The sequence below is a fragment of the Methylotenera mobilis 13 genome, from assembly GCF_000384255.1.
Lineage (GTDB): Bacteria > Pseudomonadota > Gammaproteobacteria > Burkholderiales > Methylophilaceae > Methylotenera > Methylotenera mobilis_B.
Genome location: NZ_KB913035.1, coordinates 2,298,742 through 2,320,625, shown reverse-complemented (window position 1 = coordinate 2,320,625; position 21,884 = coordinate 2,298,742). Strand labels below are relative to the sequence as shown.

General features: G+C 44.1%; 18 protein-coding genes. 16 read left to right on the top strand and 2 right to left on the bottom strand.

Features of this window, described 5'->3' with window-relative positions; genetic code table 11:
• Positions 1-4 precede the first annotated feature (4 nt).
• Entirely contained in the window at positions 5-994 is a 990-nt protein-coding gene (gene birA / locus A391_RS0111000; protein WP_019899367.1) for a bifunctional biotin--[acetyl-CoA-carboxylase] ligase/biotin operon repressor BirA, read from the bottom strand.
• 192 nt (positions 995-1,186) lie between these two features.
• Here birA and A391_RS0110995 point away from each other — a divergent pair, with 192 nt between their 5' ends.
• The 12 genes from A391_RS0110995 to A391_RS0110940 all read left to right on the top strand — a co-directional run bounded on the left by A391_RS0110995 (position 1,187) and on the right by A391_RS0110940 (position 15,906).
• Positions 1,187-2,968, top strand: coding sequence for a glutamine--tRNA ligase/YqeY domain fusion protein (locus tag A391_RS0110995; protein WP_019899366.1), 1,782 nt, complete (start codon positions 1,187-1,189; stop codon positions 2,966-2,968).
• 16 nt (positions 2,969-2,984) lie between these two features.
• On the top strand, positions 2,985-3,824 hold the full coding sequence (locus tag A391_RS0110990; protein ID WP_019899365.1) for a hypothetical protein: 840 nt from the start codon (positions 2,985-2,987) through the stop codon (positions 3,822-3,824).
• A gap of 8 nt (positions 3,825-3,832) precedes the next feature.
• Entirely contained in the window at positions 3,833-4,408 is a 576-nt protein-coding gene (locus A391_RS0110985; protein WP_019899363.1) for a flavin reductase family protein, read from the top strand.
• 44 nt (positions 4,409-4,452) lie between these two features.
• Entirely contained in the window at positions 4,453-5,565 is a 1,113-nt protein-coding gene (gene corA / locus A391_RS0110980; RefSeq protein WP_019899361.1) for a magnesium/cobalt transporter CorA, read from the top strand.
• Between the two features lie 236 nt (positions 5,566-5,801).
• A complete protein-coding gene (gene purL / locus A391_RS0110975; RefSeq protein ID WP_019899359.1) occupies positions 5,802-9,725 on the top strand; it encodes a phosphoribosylformylglycinamidine synthase in 3,924 nt (1,307 codons plus the stop codon).
• A gap of 129 nt (positions 9,726-9,854) precedes the next feature.
• Positions 9,855-10,340 (top strand): ankyrin repeat domain-containing protein, encoded by a 486-nt coding sequence (locus tag A391_RS0110970; protein ID WP_019899358.1) that lies wholly within the window; start codon positions 9,855-9,857, stop codon positions 10,338-10,340.
• Between the two features lie 118 nt (positions 10,341-10,458).
• Positions 10,459-10,851 carry a c-type cytochrome gene (locus A391_RS0110965; RefSeq protein ID WP_019899357.1) on the top strand — a complete coding sequence of 131 codons (393 nt, stop codon included), beginning with the start codon at positions 10,459-10,461 and terminating at the stop codon, positions 10,849-10,851.
• Entirely contained in the window at positions 10,844-12,124 is a 1,281-nt protein-coding gene (locus tag A391_RS0110960; RefSeq protein ID WP_019899356.1) for an NAD(P)/FAD-dependent oxidoreductase, read from the top strand. Before A391_RS0110965 ends, A391_RS0110960 begins: the two co-directional genes overlap by 8 nt.
• A 151-nt stretch (positions 12,125-12,275) precedes the next feature.
• The gene (locus tag A391_RS0110955; RefSeq protein ID WP_019899355.1) at positions 12,276-13,472 is read left to right on the top strand and encodes a PQQ-dependent sugar dehydrogenase; all 1,197 of its coding nucleotides are present in this window, start codon (positions 12,276-12,278) and stop codon (positions 13,470-13,472) included.
• Between the two features lie 9 nt (positions 13,473-13,481).
• Complete coding sequence (locus A391_RS0110950) at positions 13,482-14,081, top strand: hypothetical protein (RefSeq protein WP_019899354.1); 600 nt, start codon at positions 13,482-13,484, stop codon at positions 14,079-14,081.
• Between the two features lie 69 nt (positions 14,082-14,150).
• A complete protein-coding gene (locus A391_RS0110945; protein WP_019899353.1) occupies positions 14,151-15,038 on the top strand; it encodes an SMP-30/gluconolactonase/LRE family protein in 888 nt (295 codons plus the stop codon).
• A 79-nt stretch (positions 15,039-15,117) separates the two neighbouring features.
• Positions 15,118-15,906 carry a ferritin-like domain-containing protein gene (locus A391_RS0110940; protein ID WP_019899352.1) on the top strand — a complete coding sequence of 263 codons (789 nt, stop codon included), beginning with the start codon at positions 15,118-15,120 and terminating at the stop codon, positions 15,904-15,906.
• A 75-nt stretch (positions 15,907-15,981) separates the two neighbouring features.
• Here A391_RS0110940 and serB read toward each other — a convergent pair whose 3' ends face one another.
• Positions 15,982-16,821, bottom strand: coding sequence for a phosphoserine phosphatase SerB (gene serB, locus A391_RS0110935; protein WP_029144136.1), 840 nt, complete (start codon positions 16,819-16,821; stop codon positions 15,982-15,984).
• A 285-nt stretch (positions 16,822-17,106) separates the two neighbouring features.
• Between serB and sucC the strand changes: the two genes are divergently transcribed.
• The 4 genes from sucC to A391_RS0110915 are packed head-to-tail and all read left to right on the top strand — an operon-like array spanning position 17,107 to position 21,797.
• A complete protein-coding gene (gene sucC / locus A391_RS0110930; RefSeq protein WP_019899350.1) occupies positions 17,107-18,270 on the top strand; it encodes an ADP-forming succinate--CoA ligase subunit beta in 1,164 nt (387 codons plus the stop codon).
• Entirely contained in the window at positions 18,267-19,148 is an 882-nt protein-coding gene (gene sucD / locus A391_RS0110925) for a succinate--CoA ligase subunit alpha (protein WP_019899349.1), read from the top strand. The genes sucC and sucD overlap by 4 nt, the downstream gene beginning before the upstream one ends.
• Before the next feature lie 28 nt (positions 19,149-19,176).
• Complete coding sequence (locus A391_RS0110920) at positions 19,177-20,130, top strand: ankyrin repeat domain-containing protein (protein WP_019899348.1); 954 nt, start codon at positions 19,177-19,179, stop codon at positions 20,128-20,130.
• Between the two features lie 47 nt (positions 20,131-20,177).
• On the top strand, positions 20,178-21,797 hold the full coding sequence (locus A391_RS0110915) for an NAD+ synthase (RefSeq protein WP_019899347.1): 1,620 nt from the start codon (positions 20,178-20,180) through the stop codon (positions 21,795-21,797).
• The last annotated feature ends 87 nt before the right edge of the window (positions 21,798-21,884 follow it).

Here is a 21,884-nt window from a genome sequence, read left to right as displayed (position 1 = left end):
TTCTTCAGGCTTGCGTGGCGGTATAGCTACGCAAGCTAATTTCCCCCGACATGAATTTTTGCAGGCCATTGGCTGTTTCAACAATAAGCGAGCCGTTTTCGCTAATTGCTTGCACGACACCATTCACTTCGCTGCCATCTGGCATCAGCATGCGTACAGCTTGTTGATGGTAAGCATGATGCTTGGCCCACTCATCACGCAGTTCGTCAAAACCAGTGCTCTCAAATGTGAATAACACATCTACCAAGTGTTTCAGTAGAATTGCCATGACTGAGTTAGGGTTGATGGTGTGCGCTAATATTTGGTGTAAATCGGTGGCTGGCTGGTCTATTTTTTGTAACACGCTTTCGGGTAATTGTAAGTTGATACCTACGCCGATAACCGCTGTGCTTGGGCCTTCCATATCGCCTTGCAGCTCAATGAGTATGCCTGCTAATTTTTGCTGATTGACCAGTATATCGTTAGGCCATTTAAGCTTGGCTTCTGTTGCGCCTATTTCATGTAGTCCACGAATGAGTGCTACACCCACTGCTAGGCTCAAACCAGAGAGCGCTGCTGCACCACATTGAAAGCGCCATAACAGTGAGAAAGTTAAGCTTGCGCCAAGGCTGGCTTGCCATTCACGGCCACGTCTGCCCCGCCCGCTGGTTTGTAAATTGGTGACTACGCAAGTGCCATGCGTTTTTGCGCTCATGTTTTGCATCAAATAACTATTGGTAGAAGGTAGCGTGTCAAAGACCTCTACATTCAGCCATGCGTTCTGTGGGCTCATATTGTTGACGATGGCTTGCTTGTCTAGCAACGTGAGCGCTTGCGGTAACTTGTAACCTCGACCACGCACTGAAAAAACCTCAATACCTAAGCTCTCTGCATGTTGTAATGCATTCCAAATAGTGGCACGGCTTACATTAAAATGTTGTGCAATGGCCTCACCCGAATGAAATTTACCATCTGCGAGCAATTTTAAAATAGGGAAAGTTAAGCTGTTCATCATGGGCTAAGTTTAGCATAGGCATGTTGATAAGCCTCGTTTGACGATATTTAACGCTGATTTATTCAAGAATCCTTGAGGATTGATGTGGCGAAAATGGTTTGAATTGACGTGCATCGAATCAATTTCTACAGGTGCTCATACAAGCGAGTAAGCTGGTGTAAAATAGAGGCAACTTAAATTGAATTTGTTGCTATGTCATCTGAAAAAACACCGATTCCTGCTGGCTCTAACTTTATCCGCGCGATTATTGAAAAAGACCTTTCTCAAAATAAATACGCCACCAAAAAATGGGCAGGTAGCCCAGGCGATGCGGCACATCAAGACACGGGTGTTGTCGATGTTGCTAAAATCCGCACGCGCTTTCCGCCAGAGCCTAATGGCTATTTGCATATTGGGCATGCGAAGTCTATTTTCTTAAACTTTGGCTTAGCGCGTGATTTTGACGGCATTTGTCATTTGCGTTTTGATGACACCAACCCAGAGAAAGAAAGCCAAGAGTACGTCGATAGCATTTCAGACGCAGTGAAATGGTTAGGTTTTGGTTGGGATAATGCCAACGAAACAAACTTGTACTTTGCCAGCAACTACTTTGACTTAATGTACCGCGCGGCTGAAAGCCTAATTGAAACTGGCCATGCTTATGTAGATGAGCAAAGTGCAGACGAGATGCGTATTAATCGCGGTACGTTAACTGAAGCGGGTAAAGATTCACCTTATCGCAGCCGCAGTGTTGCCGACAATTTGGCACGCTTCCGTGAGATGCGTGATGGTAAACATGCGGATGGTAGCATGGTGCTACGCGCTAAAATTGACATGGCATCACCTAACATCAACATGCGGGACCCTGCCATTTACCGTGTAAGACGTGCTCATCACCATAACACTGGCGATCAATGGTGCATTTACCCAATGTACACTTTTGCTCACCCAATTGAAGATGCACTCGAGCGCATTACCCATTCTATTTGTACGCTAGAGTTTGAAGACCAACGTCCATTTTACGATTGGTTATTAGAGCGCTTAGCAGAAGCTGGTTTATTAGCACATCCACTGCCGAAACAATATGAATTTGCACGTTTAAACCTCACCTATGTGGTGCTTTCAAAACGTAAATTGATTCAATTAGTAGAAGAAAAACACGTAAGCGGCTGGGATGACCCACGTTTACCAACGCTTGCGGGTGCGCGTCGCCGTGGCTATACACCAGCTGGCTTTAAATTATTTACTGATCGTATCGGAGTCAGCAAGGCAGATTCATGGATTGAATACACGATTTTGGAAGATTGCATGCGCGAAGTGTTAAACGTGGATGCAGAGCGCCGTATTGCGGTGTTAGACCCAATCAAACTAGTGATTGATAACTACCCACTAGATTCTGATGGAAAGTCTCAAAGTGAAGACTGCTTTGCCCCTAACCACCCACTCAAACCAGAGTTGGGTAAACGTACGGTACAACTCACTAAAGAACTTTGGATTGAGCGTGAAGACTTTATGGAAGTGCCAAGCAAAGGCTTCTTTAGGTTAACGCCAGATGGCATGGTGCGCCTGCGTTACGGCTATGTCGTGAAATGTACAGGCTGCGAAAAAGATGCCGATGGCAACGTGACCGTTGTCCATTGCGAATATCTGCCAGATACCAAATCAGGTACACCAGGGTCTGATTCCGTGAAAGTAAAAGGCAATATTCACTGGGTGAGCGTGGCGCATGCATACGAAGCAGAAGTACGTTTATATGACCGCCTGTTTAAAGAAGCACATCCAGGCGAAGGCGACCGTGATTTCTTGGCTGATATCAATCAAGACTCAGTACAAGTGATTACCACGCAGTTAGAGCTGAGCTTGAAAGACGCACAACCAGAAGAAAGCTTCCAGTTTGAGCGTCATGGCTATTTTGTTGCGGATAAAAAAGATAGCGTGGCGGGTAAGCCTGTGTTTAATAGGACGGTGACTTTACGGGATGCTTGGCAAAAATAACTCAAAGGAGTGTTAATTGCTAGAGGATGAATTAATTAGTATTGCTGATAGGCAAATACAGCTTGCAAGTGAGCAACAAGAAGATAAACTTAGTGAAGATATTGCTAAAATACGTGTAGAGTTATCTAAAAGAGGCATGCTTAGGGGTAGCACTCTTGTTTTAATGGTTCAAAAAGCATGCGCACAAGCTATTTCAGAGCGAGGCGAGTTCATTTGGGAAATTTTGTTTCGATGTATTCAAACTATTGAAATTGAATATGATAAAAATCTAGAACAACAATTAAAATCTATTGTTAGCAAACATTTACCTGAGCAAGTTGAAAGTTTGAGTTCTCTAGTTTTAGAGGCTGCAAAACAGGCTCGAATGCAAAATTTGGCATCTTTGCCAGATGAGGTTGGTAAAGCAAGGGGTGCTGTGTTAAATAAAATTTATACAGAAATTGAGCTTTTTCTCGTGCAACTAAAACATTCTACTCCCAAAGCAACTCCTTATTCACCCTCCCAAGTTTACAATTTCCACAACTCCAATATTGGGGCAATTCAAACTGGAAGCGGTTCAACAGCAAATGTAACTCAGCAAGTAAATCCTCAATCTGTTCCGGAAGTTTTAAGAGCTTTTACACTTATCCAAGAGAAGTTACTTTCTATTGAGTCTTTGCCTAGTAGCGACAAATCAGAAGTTATTGAAATTGTTGATGATGGAATTAATGAGTTAAAAAAAGTAAAACCTAATATTTCGAAAATTAAATCTTTTATTTCTGCTGTAGGTGATTCGATAAGTTTGACCGCAGACCTCAAACCAGCTTATGAGGTTTTAAAGTCTGCAGCTTTGATGGTTGGTGTTAACCTTCCATAGTAATAAATATGATTAAATCTATTAATCTCAGTCTCGTCTACCGCCTCCTAAATCACGGCCCCACTGTCCTTATTTCCTCTGCTCACAATGGCAAACAAAACATCATGGCGGCCGCATGGGTAACGCCGCTAGATTTCGACCCACCTAAAGTCACTGTAGTGATTGATAAAAACACCTATACCCGCGAGTTGATTGAGGCTTCAGGTACTTTTGCGATTAATGTGCCGTGTGTTGCGCAAATTGAGGTGGTGCAAAAAGTGGGTACTAACTCTGGGCGAGATTTACATGGTACAGATAAGTTTGCTGAGTATGGTTTAGATACTTTTGCTTCAACGCACATCACCGCGCCGTTGCTTCAAGGCTGTGTGGCATGGCTGGAGTGTAAAATCATCCCAGAGCCGCATATTCAAAACACTTATGATTTATTTGTTGCCGAAGTGGTGGCAGCTTATGCGGATGAGCGGGTGTTTTCAAATGGCAAGTGGCATTTTGAGGGGTATCCTGATTTGCGCACGATTCACCATGTTGCAGGCGGTCACTTTTTTGCTACGGGTGAAAGCCATCAAGCTGGTCATGAAGGTTAAATTTTGTTACGGTAGCTGTATTCACTTTGCATAGATAGCGACTGATGAAAAAGCCACGACTACATAAGCGAAAAAAACAGCATGCCAAAAAGATTGGTTTGCCACCAGGGTCGTTAGTCTATGTTGGGCAAGGTGATGAGGATATTGCAAGCTTAGGTGTGCCTAAGCTTACGCTGATGAGTTATGACGAATCTGGCATGCAAGAGCAGACGATTACTGTGGATGCCTTAGCAGGTTTAAATGCCGATACCTCAAAAAAGCTGTGGTTAAATGTCCATGGGATTCATGATGTTGAGCTGATTAAGCAGATTGGCCTTGTGTTTAATTTGCATCCATTGGTGTTGGAAGATATTCTGAATACCGAGCAACGCCCTAAGCTTGATGAGTTTAGCGATTATTTGTTTTTCGAAACGCGTCATTTTTATTACGAACAAGCCACAATGTCTGTTAGCTCCGAGCAAATTAGCTTTGTGCTCGGACGTAACTTCCTACTTACTTTTCAAGAGCGTTCTACTGGTGCGTTTGCGCCTGTGCGTGAGCGTTTGCGCGCCGAGCATTCACCCATGTGTGCGCTAGGTATCGATTATCTGGCTTATTCACTACTGGATAGTATTGTTGATAAATACTTTAACGTACTAGAAGAAATGAGCGACGATAGCGAGCAGCTTGAAGACGCTTTGTTAGCAAAACCCAGTATTACGCAATTGCACAGTATTCATCAATTAAAACGTGCCAGTATTGAGTTGCGCCGTGTCGTCTGGCCGCTAAGAGAAGTGATTAATCACCTTACTCGCAATGAAAGCGGGTTTTTTAGCGTAACGACAATCCCTTATTTGCGCGATGTGTACGACCATACTGTTAACTTTATTGAGTCTTTAGAGTCTATTCGTGACGGGTTGGGCGGGCTGATGGATATTTACATGACGAGCGTCAGTAACCGTGTGAATCTGGAATTACGCGCATTAACGGTGGTGGCTATGCTGTTTATGCCAGCCACGCTGATTGCTGGTATTTTTGGCATGAACTTTCAATATATGCCGTGGATTGCCGAGCCAAATGGCTTTTGGTGGGCGTTGGCAATCATGGGTGGTATTGCCTTGGTGATGTTGTTGATTTTCTGGCGCAGGCAGTGGCTCACTAGCCAAACGCAACCTTAGAATCAAGTTTTAACGCTTTGTGCGATGAGTAAAGTGCTGCTAGTTTCATGCGTTTAATATGTTTACTGATGCCCAAAGCATTTTCCAGTTTTTGCGCTTAGGTGGTTGACCGTACCTCTACATGTGATTGAGATTGAAAATATCTTCATTAATTTGCCTGCCAGATTAGCGACTTAACAGGCGCTAATCTGTTAAAATCTTGGTTTATTTATGTCCTTGATATTTAGCTGAGTTTAATGAGCCAATCTAATCCAAACCTACAAATGATTAGCCTGCGTGGCAGTGCTGCTTTATCACCTTTCAGAATTGAAAAAATTCAAAATAAACTAAGTGAAATTTGCCCGAATATTGGGCATGTTTACGCTGAATTTTGGCATTTTATATGGGTGCATGGTGAGCTATCAGCCCAGCAAGAAAATACGCTGAACCAAATTTTAACGTACGGCCCTAGCATGCAGGCGGAAGAGCCTAGCGGTGAATTCATTTTAGTCTTGCCGCGCGTTGGTACGATTTCTCCTTGGGCTTCACGCGCCACAGACATTGTGCAGCATTGTGGGTTGCCAGCTACTCAGCGCGTAGAGCGCGGCATTGCTTACTATGTACAAACAAAAAATGGTCAAGCATTAACAGCAGATGAACGTAAGTTGTTGTTGCCGTTGTTGCATGACCGTATGACAGAATCAGTGTTTGATAACAAGCAAGATGCTGGCAAGTTGTTCCATACCGATACGCCTAAACCTTTAAGCACCATCGATGTGTTGCAAGGCGGTAAGGCAGCACTTGATCAAGCCAATAACGAGATGGGTTTGGCATTGTCGCCTGATGAAGTGGATTATCTGTTTGATAACTTCACTAGAATGCAGCGTAACCCAACTGACGTTGAGTTGATGATGTTTGCACAGGCAAACTCTGAGCATTGCCGTCATAAAATCTTTAATGCAGATTGGGTGATTGATGGCGCGCAACAAGAGATGTCTCTATTTGCGATGATTCGCAATACGCACAAATTAAACCCAGGTAAAACAGTGGTCGCGTACTCTGATAACGCTTCAATTGTGGCAGGTCAGCAAGCGAACGAGCCAACCAAACGTTTTTATCCAGCTGAAGATGGCGCATATCGCTTTATTGAAGAAGACATGCACTTCTTGATGAAAGTGGAAACACACAACCACCCAACCGCAATTTCTCCATTTGCAGGTGCTGCAACTGGCGCGGGTGGTGAGATTCGTGATGAAGGTGCAACAGGTAGCGGCTCTAAACCTAAAGCAGGGTTGGCTGGCTTCTCAGTGTCTAACTTGAATATTCCAAATTTCACGCAACCTTGGGAATCAGCCGCTTACGGTAAACCAAACCGTATTGCTTCACCATTACAAATTATGGTGGATGGCCCATTAGGTGGTGCGGCTTATAACAACGAGTTTGGTCGCCCTAACATTACTGGCTATTTCCGTACCTTGGAAATTGAAGCACCAAGTGCAAATGGCAATACTGAAGTGCGTGGCTACCATAAGCCAATTATGTTGGCGGGGGGTATTGGTAATATCTCTGCACAACACTCTAAAAAGAACCCAATCCCAGCGGGTGCCGCACTGATTCAACTAGGCGGCCCAGCAATGCTGATTGGCTTGGGTGGCGGTGCTGCATCTAGTATGGATACAGGCAGCAACGTTGAAAACTTAGACTTTGATTCTGTACAACGCGGTAACCCTGAGTTGGAGCGCAGAGCGCAAGAGGTGATTGACCGTTGCTGGCAGTTGGGTGCAAACAACCCGATTTTAAGTATTCATGACGTAGGTGCAGGCGGTATTTCAAATGCATTCCCAGAGTTAGTGAACGATGCTGGCGTAGGTGCCATGTTCCAATTGCGCGATGTGAATAACGAAGAGCCTGGCATGTCTCCACGCGAACTATGGAGTAACGAGGCGCAAGAGCGCTATGTCATGGCGATTGCACAGGAAGACTTACCGCGTTTTAAAGAGATTTGTGAGCGTGAGCGCTGTCCTTATGCAGTGGTGGGTTACGCTACAGAAGAGCGCCACTTAACGGTCGCTGATAGTCATTTTGACAACAAGCCAGTCGATATGGATTTATCTGTATTGCTAGGTAAACCACCAAAAATGACGCGTGACGTGAAACGCACGGTGCAAACACTTAAAGCCTTTGATACCAGCAAAATCGACTTGAAAGACGCGGCAGCGCGTGTGTTGCGTTTACCAGGCGTTGCAGATAAAACATTCTTGATTACCATTGGTGACCGCTCTGTGACTGGCTTGGTGGCGCGTGAGCAAATGGTTGGTCCATGGCAAGTGCCAGTGGCTGACGTTGGCGTGACGTTGGCTGGCTATGAAACTTACTGTGGCGAAGCGTTTGCCATTGGCGAAAAAGCACCGCTCGCATTGGTCAATGCACCAGCATCTGGCCGTATGGCAATTGGTGAATCTATTACTAACATTGCAGCAAGCTTGATTGATGACATCAGCGACTTAAAACTTTCAGCCAACTGGATGGCACCAGCTGGCCATGCTGGCGAAGATGCTGCTCTGTTTGAAACAGTGAAAGCAGTGGGGATGGAGCTATGCCCACAATTGGGCGTCAGTATCCCCGTTGGTAAAGACTCGATGAGCATGAAGACGGTATGGAATGATGATGGTCAGAACAAGTCTGTAACCTCACCCATTTCATTAGTGGTGACAGCATTTGCCGCGACACCTGATGCACGTAAAACACTCACGCCACAATTGCAAACCAATGTTGCTTCTAAGTTGATTCTGATTGACTTAGGCGCAGGCAAAAATCGCATGGGTGGCTCAAGCCTTGCGCAGGTATATGGTGAAATTGGCAATGTAGCACCAGATGTTGATGATGCTAAGCAATTAAAACACTTTTTCAATACGATTCAGCAGTTGAATAAATCAGGCAAGATTTTGGCCTACCATGACCGTTCTGATGGTGGTTTATTTACCACCTTGGTTGAGATGGCGTTTGCTGGGCACTGTGGTTTAAATGTGGATGTTTCTAGCTTGCAAGGCAGTGTTGTTGATGCGCTGTATAACGAAGAGCTAGGTGCGGTGATTCAAGTGCGTGCAGAAGATGCACCAGCGATTGTTGCGCAGTTCAATGGGTTGGCTCATGTGGTGGCTGAAGTGACCACCGCGAACCAAATTGAGATTAAACAAAATGGGCAGGTAGTATTTGCTGATACGCGCGTTAACTTGCATCGTATGTGGTCTGAAACCACCTACCAAATGCAAAAACTGCGTGATAACCCAGTGAGTGCGCAACAAGAATACGACCGTCTGCTGAATGATGCAGATCGTGGTTTGTTTGCAGAACTCACTTACAACCCAAGTGAAAATATTGCTGCGCCTTACATTGCAACAGGTGCGCGTCCTAAAATGGCAATCCTGCGTGAGCAAGGTGTGAATGGCCATGTGGAAATGGCCGCTTCATTTGACCGTGCTGGTTTTGCCGCTTATGACGTACATATGAGCGATATTATTGCAGGCCGTGTATCACTGAAAGACTTTGCAGGTGTAGTTGCCTGTGGTGGCTTCTCTTATGGTGATGTGCTTGGTGCGGGTGAGGGCTGGGCTAAATCTATTTTATTTAATGCACGTGCGCGTGATGAGTTCTCTGCGTTTTTTGATCGCCAAGATAGTTTTGCGTTGGGTGTATGTAACGGCTGTCAAATGATGAGCAATCTGCGCGAGTTGATTCCTGGTGCGGCACATTGGCCACACTTTGTGAAAAATAAATCAGAGCAATTTGAAGCGCGCTTAAGCATGGTAGAGGTTTTAGCGTCTCCTTCTATCTTCTTTAACGGCATGGCTGGCAGCAAAATGCCAATCGCGGTTGCACATGGTGAAGGTTTTGCGGAATTTTCTCAGACTAACGCTGTCAATGAACTGTTAGCACAGAAATTAGTGACGATGCGCTTTATTGATCATGCATCGACAGCCACTGAGATGTATCCGTTTAATCCAAACGGTTCACCGCAGGGTGTCACTGGATTAACCAGCACAGATGGGCGTTTTAGTATTATGATGCCACATCCTGAACGTGTGATTCGCAATGTGCAAAACACATGGCAACGTTCTGACGACACTGAGGATAGTGCTTGGATTCGTATGTTCCGCAATGCAAGAAAATACATTGCTTAAACATATGATTTGTTAGCTAAGGCTTTGTTAATCATGGCTTTAAATAAGCTTGAAAAGTAATTGTTTTAATCAGTACTGTTTGATAGCGACAGAAATAAATTTTAATAAATGATTTTGGAGAAAAGCAGCATGAATTTTTTTAGAACACTTGTTTTAGCATTAGCCTTTAGTTTTCCATTGGCATCAATGGCGCAATTAACAGACGATGACCATATGCGTTACACAGAAGCTCTACGTGATGGTGACGTTAAATTAGTGAAGAAATATTTAGATGGCGATGCTAAACCGAATGACAAGTTTTTTGGTTGGTCTGCATTACAAATTGCAGCAACTAAAGGTCAGCTTAAAGTGGTTCAGTTATTAGTTGAGCGCGGTGCAGAGTTAGATTACCAACACCCAATCAGCAAAAATACGGCTTTTCATATGGCAGCATTTGGCGGTCATGATCAAGTTGTGAAGTTTTTAGCAACTAAAGGCGCTGATATCAATATTAAAATGCGTGCAGATGTTTCGATTATTCGCGCAGTACGTGATGAAGGTAACACTAAAATGGTCGAGTTGTTAACTTCACTTGGTGTTAAAGATGATGGCTGTTTAGAAGATAAATGTTTCTAGTCTTTAAAATTGATTAGGCACGTGATTTAGTCATTTGAATGAGATTAAATCATGAGTCTATTGAATTATGATTAGATAGAATGGTTCGTAGTGGAGTTTATCAACTAATTAAGATCCCATGAACAAATTTCTTTTAAATCTCATGCTTATATCCTCAGTTATTTTGCCTAGTCAGGGTAAAGCAACTGAGGGTTTTGTTTATGTGGGGCAGGCATTACATACTAGAACGTTAGCAGCGTCTTGTGCCGCGTGCCATGGCACGCAGGGTAATGCGGTGACCTTCAATGCTGAGTTTGATGCCACCACACTGGCTGGGTTGGATAAAGCTTATATTGTTCAGCGACTCACTGATTTTAGAAGTGGTGCGCGCCAAGCGACAGTGATGCACCGACATGCTAGTGGTTTAAGTCTTGAGGAGATTAATCAGTTGGCAGATTATTTCTCGCATCAGAAAAAAATAAAGCGTCAGATGCCAGCAACCCAAACGCTCAAGGCGGTGCAAGATGAGTAGCTTTAATGGTTTTAATCGCCGTGATTTTATCAAGTCAGCTGCAGCGTTGGGCGCGCTATCGTTCGCTCCATATGCAGGTGCCATGGGTAAAAGGTCACCAATCGGGCGCGTGGTGATCATTGGTGGCGGCTATGCAGGCACAAGTGCAGCTAAGTATATTCGTATGTGGAGTATGGGTGGTATCGAGGTGGTTGTCATTGAGAGGTCACCGCAGTTTGTTTCGTGCCCATTAAGTAATTTGGTATTGGGCGGCAGTCAGCAGATTAACGACTTGACCTTTGGCTACGACTTGCTGAAAAAAAATCATGGGATTCAGTGGGTGCAAGATAGTGTGATTGCAATCGACACTGGCGCTAGAAAAGTGACCATGCAGCGAGGCGATATCACTTATGACCGCTTGATTATTGCGCCTGGCGTAGATTTTATCTATGACAGCATGCCGCAGTTGCAAACGACTGAAGCGCAGAAGCAAATCCCGCATGCATGGAAAGCTGGCTGGCAAACGGTTTACTTGCGACAACAGCTAGAGTCAATGCCCGACGGTGGTGTGTTTGTGATGACAATTCCTAAAGCACCGTATCGATGTCCGCCAGGCCCATATGAGCGTGTTTGCCAAGTAGCTCATTATCTTAAAAACCATAAGCCAAATAGTAAGATTATTGTGCTGGATGCTAATGCTGAGATTGTGTCTAAAAAAGGGCTATTTACCAAAGTTTGGGCCAGTACTTACAGCGGTATGATTGACTATCGTCACGATAGTGCAGTTGTCTCCGTGGATGTGCCCACTAAAACTGTGAGTACCGAGTTTGAGCAGGTGAAAGCGGATGTGTTGAATGTGATTCCCCCGCAGCGTGCTGGTAAGCCGGCGCAAATGGCAGATTTACTGGAATCTGATTATCCGTGGTGTGAGGTTGATTTTTTAAGTTATGAATCTGAAAAAATAAAGAATGTGCATGTGATCGGTGATAGTGTTGCGTCTGGGTTACCAAAGTCAGCACACATGGCAACTTCACAGGCTCGTGTGTGTGCTAGTGCTGTTGTTGAGTTGATGCAAGGCCGAGCGCCTGACCCTATGCCAGTATTCGCGAACACTTGCTATAGTTTTGTTGATGATAAACAAGCCATGCATGTAGCGAATGTTTATCGATACGATGCCGCAAAAAAAATTATGGTGTCAGCGGAAGGCGGCGGTGTCTCATTGGTACCGTCTGATAAAGAGGGCGCATACGCTAAAGCCTGGGCACACAATATATGGTCAGATATTTTGACTTAATTTAGTATGGCGTAGCGTATTGTCTTCTAGCGATCATGGGCTTTAAGTATCGTGAGTTTTTGTCATCTTAAATATTGGAAATCTTGGCTTTTGTTAATCAAGTATTGTAAAGACCGCGACCATTAAAATGCACCATGCCCTCAATCTTTTCATGTCTAAATCAAAAATCCACGTAAGGCTAGTAACGATTTTTGTCTTGCTCGCTATGCAGCCTGCTTGGGCTAACGGGGTAGCTGATATTCAACTTCCTGCGGGCTTCAAAATTGAGGTATTTGCAGACATAAACACCAAAAATGGTGAGCAGTTATCTGGCCCAAGGATGATGGCTTTTGATGCAAAAGGGAATCTTTATGTGTCTGCAGTTGCTAGCCATCGTGTTGTCATGTTGCCTGATCATAATCGTGATGGGGTTGCGGATGAGATAGTAACTGTCGCTCATGATTTGAATGCACCACAAGGAATTGCTTTTGTTGGCGATACTTTATTAATTGCCAATCAAGATGGGGTGGTGAAAGTCAACCAAACGCAAGGAAGCTGGACTAAACCTCAAGCCTTTATTTCTAACCTACCGACAGGTGGGCATACACTCAAGAATGTTAAATTAGGTCCAGATGGTTTTTTGTATATCAATGTGGGCTCTAGTTGTAATGTATGTTTAGAAAATGAACCTATGCGCGCAACGATTCTCAGATATACAATAGAAGGCAAGCCTGCTGGCGCGTTAGTAACCTTAGGGCGACATCAGCAGTCAGCGATTTTTGCACGTGGATTACGTAACTCACAGGGTTTTGCATGGCACCCTGTCACAGGTGCGATGTATGCAACAAACAATGGTGCTGATAATCGGAGTAATACCCTTGGCGGTGCTGTTAATGATGAGGTGCCACCGGAGCATCTAAATAAGATAGAGGCTGGCAAGCATTATGGGTGGCCTCATTGTTGGGGTGGTAGCAAGGAAACTGGTACGCAGATTGAAGATCCTAACTTTAAGGGGTCTGTTGGCTTTTGTGAAACGACACAAGCACCAGTTGTCAGTTTTAAGTCACATACAACACCTATAGGCATTAGCTTTTTAGATAAAACTAATTGGCCGTCTGCCTATAGAGCTGATGCGATTTTGGCTTTGCATGGGTCATGGAACCGCAAACAGCCAGCAGGTTATCAGTTGATGAGAGTGAAGTTTAAGGCCAATGAGCCGACTGAGGTGGAAGATTTTGCAACAGGATGGTTAAAAAACCAGCAGGCATGGGGTCGACCTGTTGATGTTGCCGTAGGTGCTGATGGCGCGCTTTACGTGTCTGATGACAAAGCCAATATTATTTATCGTGTTAGTTATAAAAGTAAGTAGGGAAACTGAATGAAATTAAATGTTATTAAATTAATCACCTTGTTAGCAATGGGTGCCAGTATTAACACATACGCGGCTGCAGAAGTTGATCGTCAGTCGTCATCAAAACTGCTGATGTATATTCAGCCAGTGGATTATACAAATCCAATCAAACTTTGGCACCCGTACCATGATTATTGGTTATATCAAGGCCCTATTGTTGAAAAGCTAGCCATGGCAAAACTCAGTGATGCGTATGGGGATGTTGCCATGTGTGAGGTCAATCAGTCTGGTAAAGCCTTAGTTTGGTTACAGCCTAAATTATTTTATAACCCACAAGTGCAGTTGTTTTATGGTGAAGTGACTGCCGATGTTTATAAAGGCATAGGCGAGCATCTGGGTGAGTATGTAGGTAAGTCCCAAGTGCGAGGCTTTTTAAGTATGCAGACAGAGGCTTCTATAGAAGAAGCTTACGCGGTTGCTATCGCTGATGTGGTGGCTAAGATGCAAGCTGATGCTGCTTTACAAGCACGTATGAGTAGTCAAGCTCAATCCAGCTCGGCAGAAAGCACACCTTGTGGTATGGTGACTTTGTTCCCGACGAAAAAAATCAGAGCAATGTCCTTTTAGACCTTGTTTGATGTCGGTGCTAGTTAGGCCAACCCCGACAGTAGGGCAACACTTTTAATAGAGGTAATCATGCTAACAACATATATCAAATTCAGCGCGATGATCATGGCTGCTGCCCTAATTGTTGGGTGTCAAACTACAAAGCCGATGAATTATGCATCCAAAAAAATCACAGGCTTAAAAACACCAGAGTCTGTGGTTCAAGCAAAAGATGGCAGAATTTTCATCTCAGAAATTAACGAGTTTGGTAAAGATGGCGATGGGCAAATTAGGGTTGTGAATAACGATGGAAGCGTGGCTGTTTTTGCGAGTGGCTTAGATGACCCTAAAGGTTTGGTTATTATTGGTGATTACCTGTATGTCGCTGATAAAACCAAAGTGCTTAAAATTACACCCAACGGTCAGGTCAGTGTGTTTGTCCCTGCGACAGCGTTTCCAAATGTGCCATATTTTTTAAACGATTTAGAGTCAGACTTGCAAGGTAACTTATATGTGAGTGATAGCGGTGATCTATTTAATACTGGTAAAGGGGCTGCTATTTATAAAGTTGCGCCGAGTGGTGAAGTTAAGCTGTTAATTAAAGACATACAAGATGCACGTGTAAAAGCCCCTAATGGTTTACTTGCAGACGATACAGGTAATCATTTGATTTATGTGGATTTTACATCAGGCGTGTTGTATAGCTTAAATACGTTAACAGGCGCACTGTCTGATCTGGCTGAGGGTTTTGGTGGCGGTGATGGTGTCGTGCATCACTCCAGTGGCGTCATGTATGTGAGTGACTGGAAAAATGGCAAAGTCTTTAGTGTGAATATGATGGGTGATGTTACTTTGGTGAGGTCTGGCTATCAGGCTGCTGCAGATATTGCAATCACAAAGGATGAACGGTATCTATTGGTGCCAGATATGAAAGCTGGCGAACTGGATTTTATCCCACTTTCCTCATCACGTAATTAACAACAAATAGGAATGTTCGACCAGTTTTTTAGCAGTCAAACGTATAAAGGTATCAGGTTTTGAAGGGCGGAATAAATAGATGCAAGAACTAAGGCTACAAGCGTTAAGTTGCTTAGCTGAATGTAGCCTAGACCAAAAAGTTGAAAAAGTATCAGCGCTCTACCAGTCTTGGCAGTCGGGCCTATTGCAACTTGATACTGAGGCCGAGTTGGTTTGCATACAAACAATCCCTGGCCACCCCGAAAAACCTACGCTGGTTTCACCATTAGAAGTCGGTAAACGCTCTATGCGAACAGTTGAGGGCCGTGCGGCGCTGATTCATGCGTTGGCACATATTGAGTTTAATGCAATTAATTTGGCGCTAGATGCTATATGGCGGTTTGCTGATATGCCTAGTGAGTATTACGCAGATTGGCTAAAAGTGGCGGCCGAAGAGGCTTATCATTTTGGTATGCTGAATGCTTATTTAAAAACAATAGGTTACCAATATGGTGATTTTAACGGACATAATAGCCTATGGGAAATGACTGAGCGGACTAAGGGTGATGTGCTGGCAAGGATGGCGCTGGTTCCACGTACGATGGAAGCGCGTGGTTTAGACGCCAGCCCTGCATTACGTAATAAGTTTGCGCAAGTCGGTGATGCCGAAGTTGCGGCGATTTTAGATATTATCCTGCGCGATGAAATCGGGCATGTATTGATAGGTAATACTTGGTTTAATTGGTTATGTGTTCAACGTGGGTTTGAGCCTATTTCAGCTTATGCAGAATTGGCTCAGCGGTATAGTGCGCCAACCTTACGTAAGCCTTTTAATTTAGAGGCTAGGCGCAAAGCTGGATTTACTGAAGCAGAGCTGGCGCTGCTGTAATGCCTTATCCCTTTATAAATCTTCGTGTCTAGGCGAGCCAAAGGCAACAACGACACGAATGATTTAGAATTGGAGTTAGCTTGCAAATAAGTTGATAACGCCATCCAACCCAACAAAATTGAGCGCATAAGTTGCTTGTGCTTGCACCACTGGTTTTGCATGGTAAGCAACGCCCACCGCAGCAACTGACATCATCTTTAGGTCATTTGCGCCATCACCAATTGCAATGGTTTGTGATGCGTTCAAGCCTAAGCGCTCGCACAGTTTAACTAACTCATCTGCTTTTGTTTGCGCGTCAACAATATTGCCTAAAATTTTACCTGTTAGTTTGCCGTCAATAATTTCTAATGTATTCGCTACTGCGTAATCTAGCCCTAACATGGCTTTCACACGGTCAGCAAAAAAGTTAAAGCCACCAGAAACCAGCAAGGTAGTGATATTGTTCGCTTTGCAGGTATCTATCCATTGTTGCGCACCTGGATTCAGTTTAAGGCGTTCGTTAAGCACACGCATCAAGTCCGATTCTTGCAGGCCTTTCAGCAATGCCACACGCTCGCGTAGGCTTTGCGCAAAATCCAACTCACCTTGCATGGCGCGCTCTGTAATGGCAGCCACTTGGGGTTTTAAGCCGACCATATCTGCAATTTCATCGATGCACTCAATACTGATGAGTGTTGAATCCATATCCATTACACATAGGCCAAAGTTTTGAATAAATTGATTGTTTTCTACGTAAGCGCAGTCAATTTTTTGATCAGCACAAAACTGCTGAACGGATGGGTTTGTTTCAGACTGATTGGCTAAATAGTAGCCATGTTGTGCAATTTGAACAAACTGGACACTAGAGGCACAGAGTTGGTGAATATGAGCTAAATGTGCAAAAGTAATGGCTGAGCCTTGAACAACTAAACGCATAAGTAAACAATCAAAACGTAAAGTTTTATTATACACTCGACTATCCACTTCATTAATGGCATCAATTTACATTACTTTGCTAAAGAAACACGGAGTAAATGGCTACGCAGGCGAATTGCTTCGTTGCGCGGTACTCGCAACCTCGCTGTATACTACATACTATCTCGGTTTCTGTGTTCCGTGCGCCTAGCACTTCATCCCGCTCGCTCACTTATTCCTTGTTTCTCTAGCGCATTTCTCTGAATTGCGAGAAAATGTGCATAACCTTTAAATAGAGCTATTTTTATGAATTTGCATGAGTATCAAGCCAAAACGTTGCTTCAAAAATATGGTATTCCAGTGCCTCGTGGGCAAGTCGTCGCAGTTGCGAAAGAAGCGGTAGGCGTCACAACCGAAATCGCTAGTGACGGTTGGGTAGTTAAAGCGCAAGTGCACGCTGGCGGTCGCGGTAAAGCGGGTGGTGTTAAAGTGGTGAAATCTGCTACCGAGGCTCAAAATGTAGCAAATGAGTTATTAGGTAAAACGCTAGTCACTTATCAAAATGCGCCTGATGGTCAGCCAGTTAATCAAGTGTTGATTGAAGAAACGTTACCTATTGCTCGTGAACTTTATTTATCGATGCTCGTGGATAGAACATTAGAGCGTGTCGTAGTGGTGGCGTCGGTCGCTGGCGGCATGGATATTGAAGAGATTGCACAGACTAGCCCAGATAAAATTCTGCAAGAAGTTTGTGATCCACTGAATGGTTTGGTTGATTTTCAAGCACGAAATTTAGCTTTCAAGCTTGATTTAAGTGGTGATCAGATAGGCGCTTTTACTAAATTGTTAAAAGGCTTATACCGTTTGTTTAAAGACAATGATCTGGCTTTGCTGGAAATTAACCCGTTGGTGGTGACCACTGACGGCAAGCTTTTTGCGCTAGATTGCAAAATGAGCGTCGATGACAATGCCTTGTATCGTCAAAAAGCACTCGCTGAGCAACGTGACTGGAGTCAGGAAGATAGCAAAGAAGCCGTTGCGCATCATGCAGGTTTAAACTATATCGCGCTTAACGGTAATATTGGCTGTATGGTCAACGGTGCTGGTCTTGCGATGGCGACTATGGACTTGATCAAGTTACATGGCGGCATGCCTGCTAACTTTTTGGATGTAGGCGGTGGTGCAACAGCGGAAACTGTCGCTAAGGCGTTCAAAATTATTTTAGCTGATAGCAATGTGAAAGCAATTTTAGTGAATATTTTTGGCGGTATTATGCGTTGCGATATTATCGCAGAAGGCATTATTACTGCGGTGCGTGAAGTGGGTATGCAAATTCCTGTGATTGTGCGTTTAGAAGGTACTAATGTGGATTTAGGTAAAAAAATGTTGCAAACAAGCGGGCTTAATATTATTTCTGCCGAGGGGCTAACAGATGCAGCACAGCAAGCAGTAAAGGCGGTGGTGGCATGAGTATCTTAGTCAATAAAAACACCAAAGTATTATGCCAAGGCTTTACTGGTAAACAAGGGACTTTCCACTCTGAGCAAGCACTTGCTTATGGCACGAAAATGGTCGGCGGAGTCACTCCAGGTAAGGGTGGTCAATTACATTTGGATCTGCCAGTGTTTAATACTATGCGCGATGCTGTGCGTACAACAGGTGCAAATGCCAGTGTTATTTATGTGCCGCCAGCATTTGCCGCAGACTCTATTTTAGAAGCAAGCGATGCAGGGATTGAGCTGATTATTTGTATTACTGAAGGCATCCCTGTATTAGATATGCTCAATGTGAAGGCAGCATTGAAAGCCAATGGCACGCGTTTAATTGGGCCAAACTGCCCAGGTGTGATTACGCCAGATGAGTGCAAAATCGGTATTATGCCTGGTAGCATTCACTTACGCGGAAAGGTCGGTGTGGTGTCTCGTTCAGGCACGCTCACCTATGAGGCGGTGCATCAGACAACTGCATTAAATCTGGGGCAAAGCACTTGTGTCGGCATTGGTGGCGACCCTATTAAAGGACTCAACTTTATTGAGTGTTTAGAAATGTTTGAGGCTGACCCTGAAACCGAAGCTATTATTATGGTGGGTGAAATCGGTGGTTCTGACGAAGAGGCTGCAGCTGAATTCATTAAAAGTAACGTGAGCAAACCTGTTGCCGCTTACATTGCAGGCCAAACAGCGCCGGCTGGTAAACGTATGGGACATGCTGGTGCGATTATCTCTGGTGGTAGTGGTAAAGCGGCGGATAAAATTCGAGCATTAGAAGTAGCTGGTGCTGTCGTTGCGAGTTCACCAGCAGGCTTGGGCGAAGCCGTTCTCGCTGCAATGCGTCAGAAAAATCTTTGATTTAGAGAGCGATAACTGAGTGAAATCTATGCAAACTTTGGTCACACGTTTATTTACCTTACTACTAGCAACACTGATGTCAGTTTCGCTTGCGTATGGTGCAGAAGATGTCGCTTATCTGCTCACGGCAGCTTCAAAAGGTGATGTCGCAACGGTCAATGCAATGTTGGCAAGTGGCGCTAATCCTAATATTAAAGACGATGAGGGTATTTCGGCATTAATGTATGCTGCTCGTAAAGATAATGCCGATGTGGTTGCTGCGCTCGTCGCAAAAGGCGCAGACATTAATGCTAAGGATAATGATGCATGGACCGCTTTAATGTTTGCCGCCAAAAAAAATCATGTAGCGAGTGTGAAAAAACTATTAGAGTTGGGGGCTGACTCCTCTGCGAGAGATGGTGCAGGCTGGAGTGCATTTGGTCTAGCTGCTTCATCTGGCTATGCAGAAACAGTTGCATTGCTTGTAAAGCATGGCGCTGATGTCAACATTAAAAGCGATGATGGTAAAACGGTACTCATGCACGCTGCTAAAAGTGGTGATGTTGAAACGGTTAAAGTGTTGGTCGATAACAAAGTTGATTTACATAAGCAAGATGGCTTTGGGGTTACTGCACTGATGATCGCTGCGCGTGAAGGGCATGCCCCAGTCGTAGATTTTCTATTAAAGCGCGGTGCACAGGTTAATCAAAAAGATTCATCAAAATGGACAGCGCTTACGTGGGCTGTCAAAAAGAAGCAGATAGAAGTTGTTCGTGTGTTGGTAAGCGCCGGTGCTAACGTGAACAATCTTGATTCACAAGGTACGCCTTTACTCCATGTTGCTGTAGATAACGGAGACACTGAGCTGGTGAAGTTGTTGCTAGAGAATAAGGCAAAAGTGAAGGCCAAAGACCAGTACGGATTAACCGCTTTAGTGTATGCCCTTAAAGGGCAGCACACAGAAATAATCAAGTTGATTAAAGACGCGGGTGGTAGTTATTAAACGTATCAACTGTATTGTTTCTATCAATTTAAAGTAGCTATTTATCAATGAAAATTGCAATCGCGCAAATGAACTGTATTGTCGGAGATATAGCTGGCAATGCGAAAAAAATCGTCACTAGTGCTACTTTAGCAAAAGAGCAGGGCGCAACCTTAGTGGTGACTCCAGAGCTTTCATTATGTGGTTACTCTCCTGAAGATTTATTATTACGACCAGATTTTTTGCTAGCTTGTGAAGATGCATTACTTGTACTAGCCAAGCAACTGCCAGACATTACTGTGATTGTCGGCCATCCGCACCAACAAGGAGAGCAATGTTTTAATGCAGCCTCAGTGTTAGAAGGTGGCCATGTTGTTGCTACTTATCATAAACAGGTATTACCAAACTATGGTGTGTTTGATGAAGAGCGCTACTTTGTTTCTGGGTCTGAGGCGTTAGTATTTAATCACTGTGGTGTTAAGCTTGGTGTGCTGATTTGCGCTGATGTGTGGGAGTCAAAACCTGCTTTGCTTGCAAAAATGGCAGGCGCAGAGTTATTAGTCGCCATGAATGGCTCACCATTCCATATGAAAAAGCAGAACACTCGGCTTGAGGTATTAAAGCAACGGGCTGTCGAGAATAGTTTACCTATCGTCTATGTCAACATGGTCGGTGGGCAGGATGAGCTTGTGTTTGATGGTGCTTCTTTTGTATTAAATGCTCAAGGCGAGTTGATGTGTGAGTTGCCTGCATTTGAGTCTCAGTTGGAAGTTGTTGATTTTGAGCATGCTCAGCCATTGCATGGCAACATGACAAAAAATTTACCACTTGAGGCGACTGTCTATCATGCATTGAAGCTAGGGCTTGCTGATTATGTGAATAAGAATGGTTTTCCTGGCGTAGTGATTGGGTTGTCTGGCGGTGTTGACTCTGCTTTAACGTTAGCAATAGCGGTAGATGCTATTGGCGCAGATAAAGTACATGCAGTGATGATGCCATCGGAATTTACCGCTGATATCAGTGTGAATGATGCGCGTGAAATGGCTGATATTGTGGGCGTTGAGTATAGTGAGATTGCAATTAAACCCTTATATGACATGTATCTAACAGCATTGTCCCCACAATTCGGGGATATGCCATTCGATGCTACTGAGGAAAATCTGCAAGCGCGTATACGTGGCATGTTGTTGATGGCAATATCAAACAAATTTGGCAGTATTGTCGTCACCACAGGTAACAAGAGTGAAATGGCTGTCGGTTACTGTACATTATATGGCGACATGGCAGGTGGCTTTGCGCTACTAAAGGATGTGCCTAAAACTTTGGTATACCAGCTATGTGCGTATCGTAATCAGCTTTCAAGCGTTATTCCTGAACGCATCATCACACGTCCGCCGTCTGCAGAACTAAGAGCCAACCAAGTTGATCAAGATAGCTTGCCCCCATACGATGTACTAGATGCCATTATTGAAGCCTATGTTGAAGACGACTTGTCTCGCAAAGACATTGTGGCGTTAGGCTACCCGATTGAAGATGTTAATCGGGTGATAGCGATGATTGATAGAAATGAGTACAAGCGCAGGCAATCGCCTGTAGGGGTGCGTATTACTGACAAAGGTTTTGGTAAAGACAGGCGTTACCCGATTACCGCTAAGCTAAGCGAATATTGGAAAACTAGATTAAACTAAGCGTATAGATTTAATAAAGATTAATATAGTTAGCAATTATCTACTATATAAAGTAAGAGCATTGTAAGTGATAAATTAATACAATTA

Bases quoted from the DNA above. Each gene is read 5' to 3' on its own strand.
- sucD (WP_019899349.1), top strand. From the start codon at position 18,267: ATGAGTATCTTAGTCAATAAAAACACCAAAGTATTATGCCAAGGCTTT.
- A391_RS0110915 (WP_019899347.1), top strand. From the start codon at position 20,178: ATGAAAATTGCAATCGCGCAAATGAACTGTATTGTCGGAGATATAGCT.
- serB (WP_029144136.1), bottom strand. From the start codon at position 16,821: ATGCGTTTAGTTGTTCAAGGCTCAGCCATTACTTTTGCACATTTAGCT.
- A391_RS0110995 (WP_019899366.1), top strand. From the start codon at position 1,187: ATGTCATCTGAAAAAACACCGATTCCTGCTGGCTCTAACTTTATCCGC.
- A391_RS0110950 (WP_019899354.1), top strand. From the start codon at position 13,482: ATGAAATTAAATGTTATTAAATTAATCACCTTGTTAGCAATGGGTGCC.
- birA (WP_019899367.1), bottom strand. From the start codon at position 994: ATGATGAACAGCTTAACTTTCCCTATTTTAAAATTGCTCGCAGATGGT.
- A391_RS0110920 (WP_019899348.1), top strand. From the start codon at position 19,177: ATGCAAACTTTGGTCACACGTTTATTTACCTTACTACTAGCAACACTG.
- A391_RS0110985 (WP_019899363.1), top strand. From the start codon at position 3,833: ATGATTAAATCTATTAATCTCAGTCTCGTCTACCGCCTCCTAAATCAC.
- A391_RS0110940 (WP_019899352.1), top strand. From the start codon at position 15,118: ATGCAAGAACTAAGGCTACAAGCGTTAAGTTGCTTAGCTGAATGTAGC.
- A391_RS0110965 (WP_019899357.1), top strand. From the start codon at position 10,459: ATGAACAAATTTCTTTTAAATCTCATGCTTATATCCTCAGTTATTTTG.
- sucC (WP_019899350.1), top strand. From the start codon at position 17,107: ATGAATTTGCATGAGTATCAAGCCAAAACGTTGCTTCAAAAATATGGT.
- A391_RS0110955 (WP_019899355.1), top strand. From the start codon at position 12,276: ATGTCTAAATCAAAAATCCACGTAAGGCTAGTAACGATTTTTGTCTTG.
- A391_RS0110960 (WP_019899356.1), top strand. From the start codon at position 10,844: ATGAGTAGCTTTAATGGTTTTAATCGCCGTGATTTTATCAAGTCAGCT.
- purL (WP_019899359.1), top strand. From the start codon at position 5,802: ATGAGCCAATCTAATCCAAACCTACAAATGATTAGCCTGCGTGGCAGT.
- A391_RS0110945 (WP_019899353.1), top strand. From the start codon at position 14,151: ATGCTAACAACATATATCAAATTCAGCGCGATGATCATGGCTGCTGCC.
- A391_RS0110970 (WP_019899358.1), top strand. From the start codon at position 9,855: ATGAATTTTTTTAGAACACTTGTTTTAGCATTAGCCTTTAGTTTTCCA.
- corA (WP_019899361.1), top strand. From the start codon at position 4,453: ATGAAAAAGCCACGACTACATAAGCGAAAAAAACAGCATGCCAAAAAG.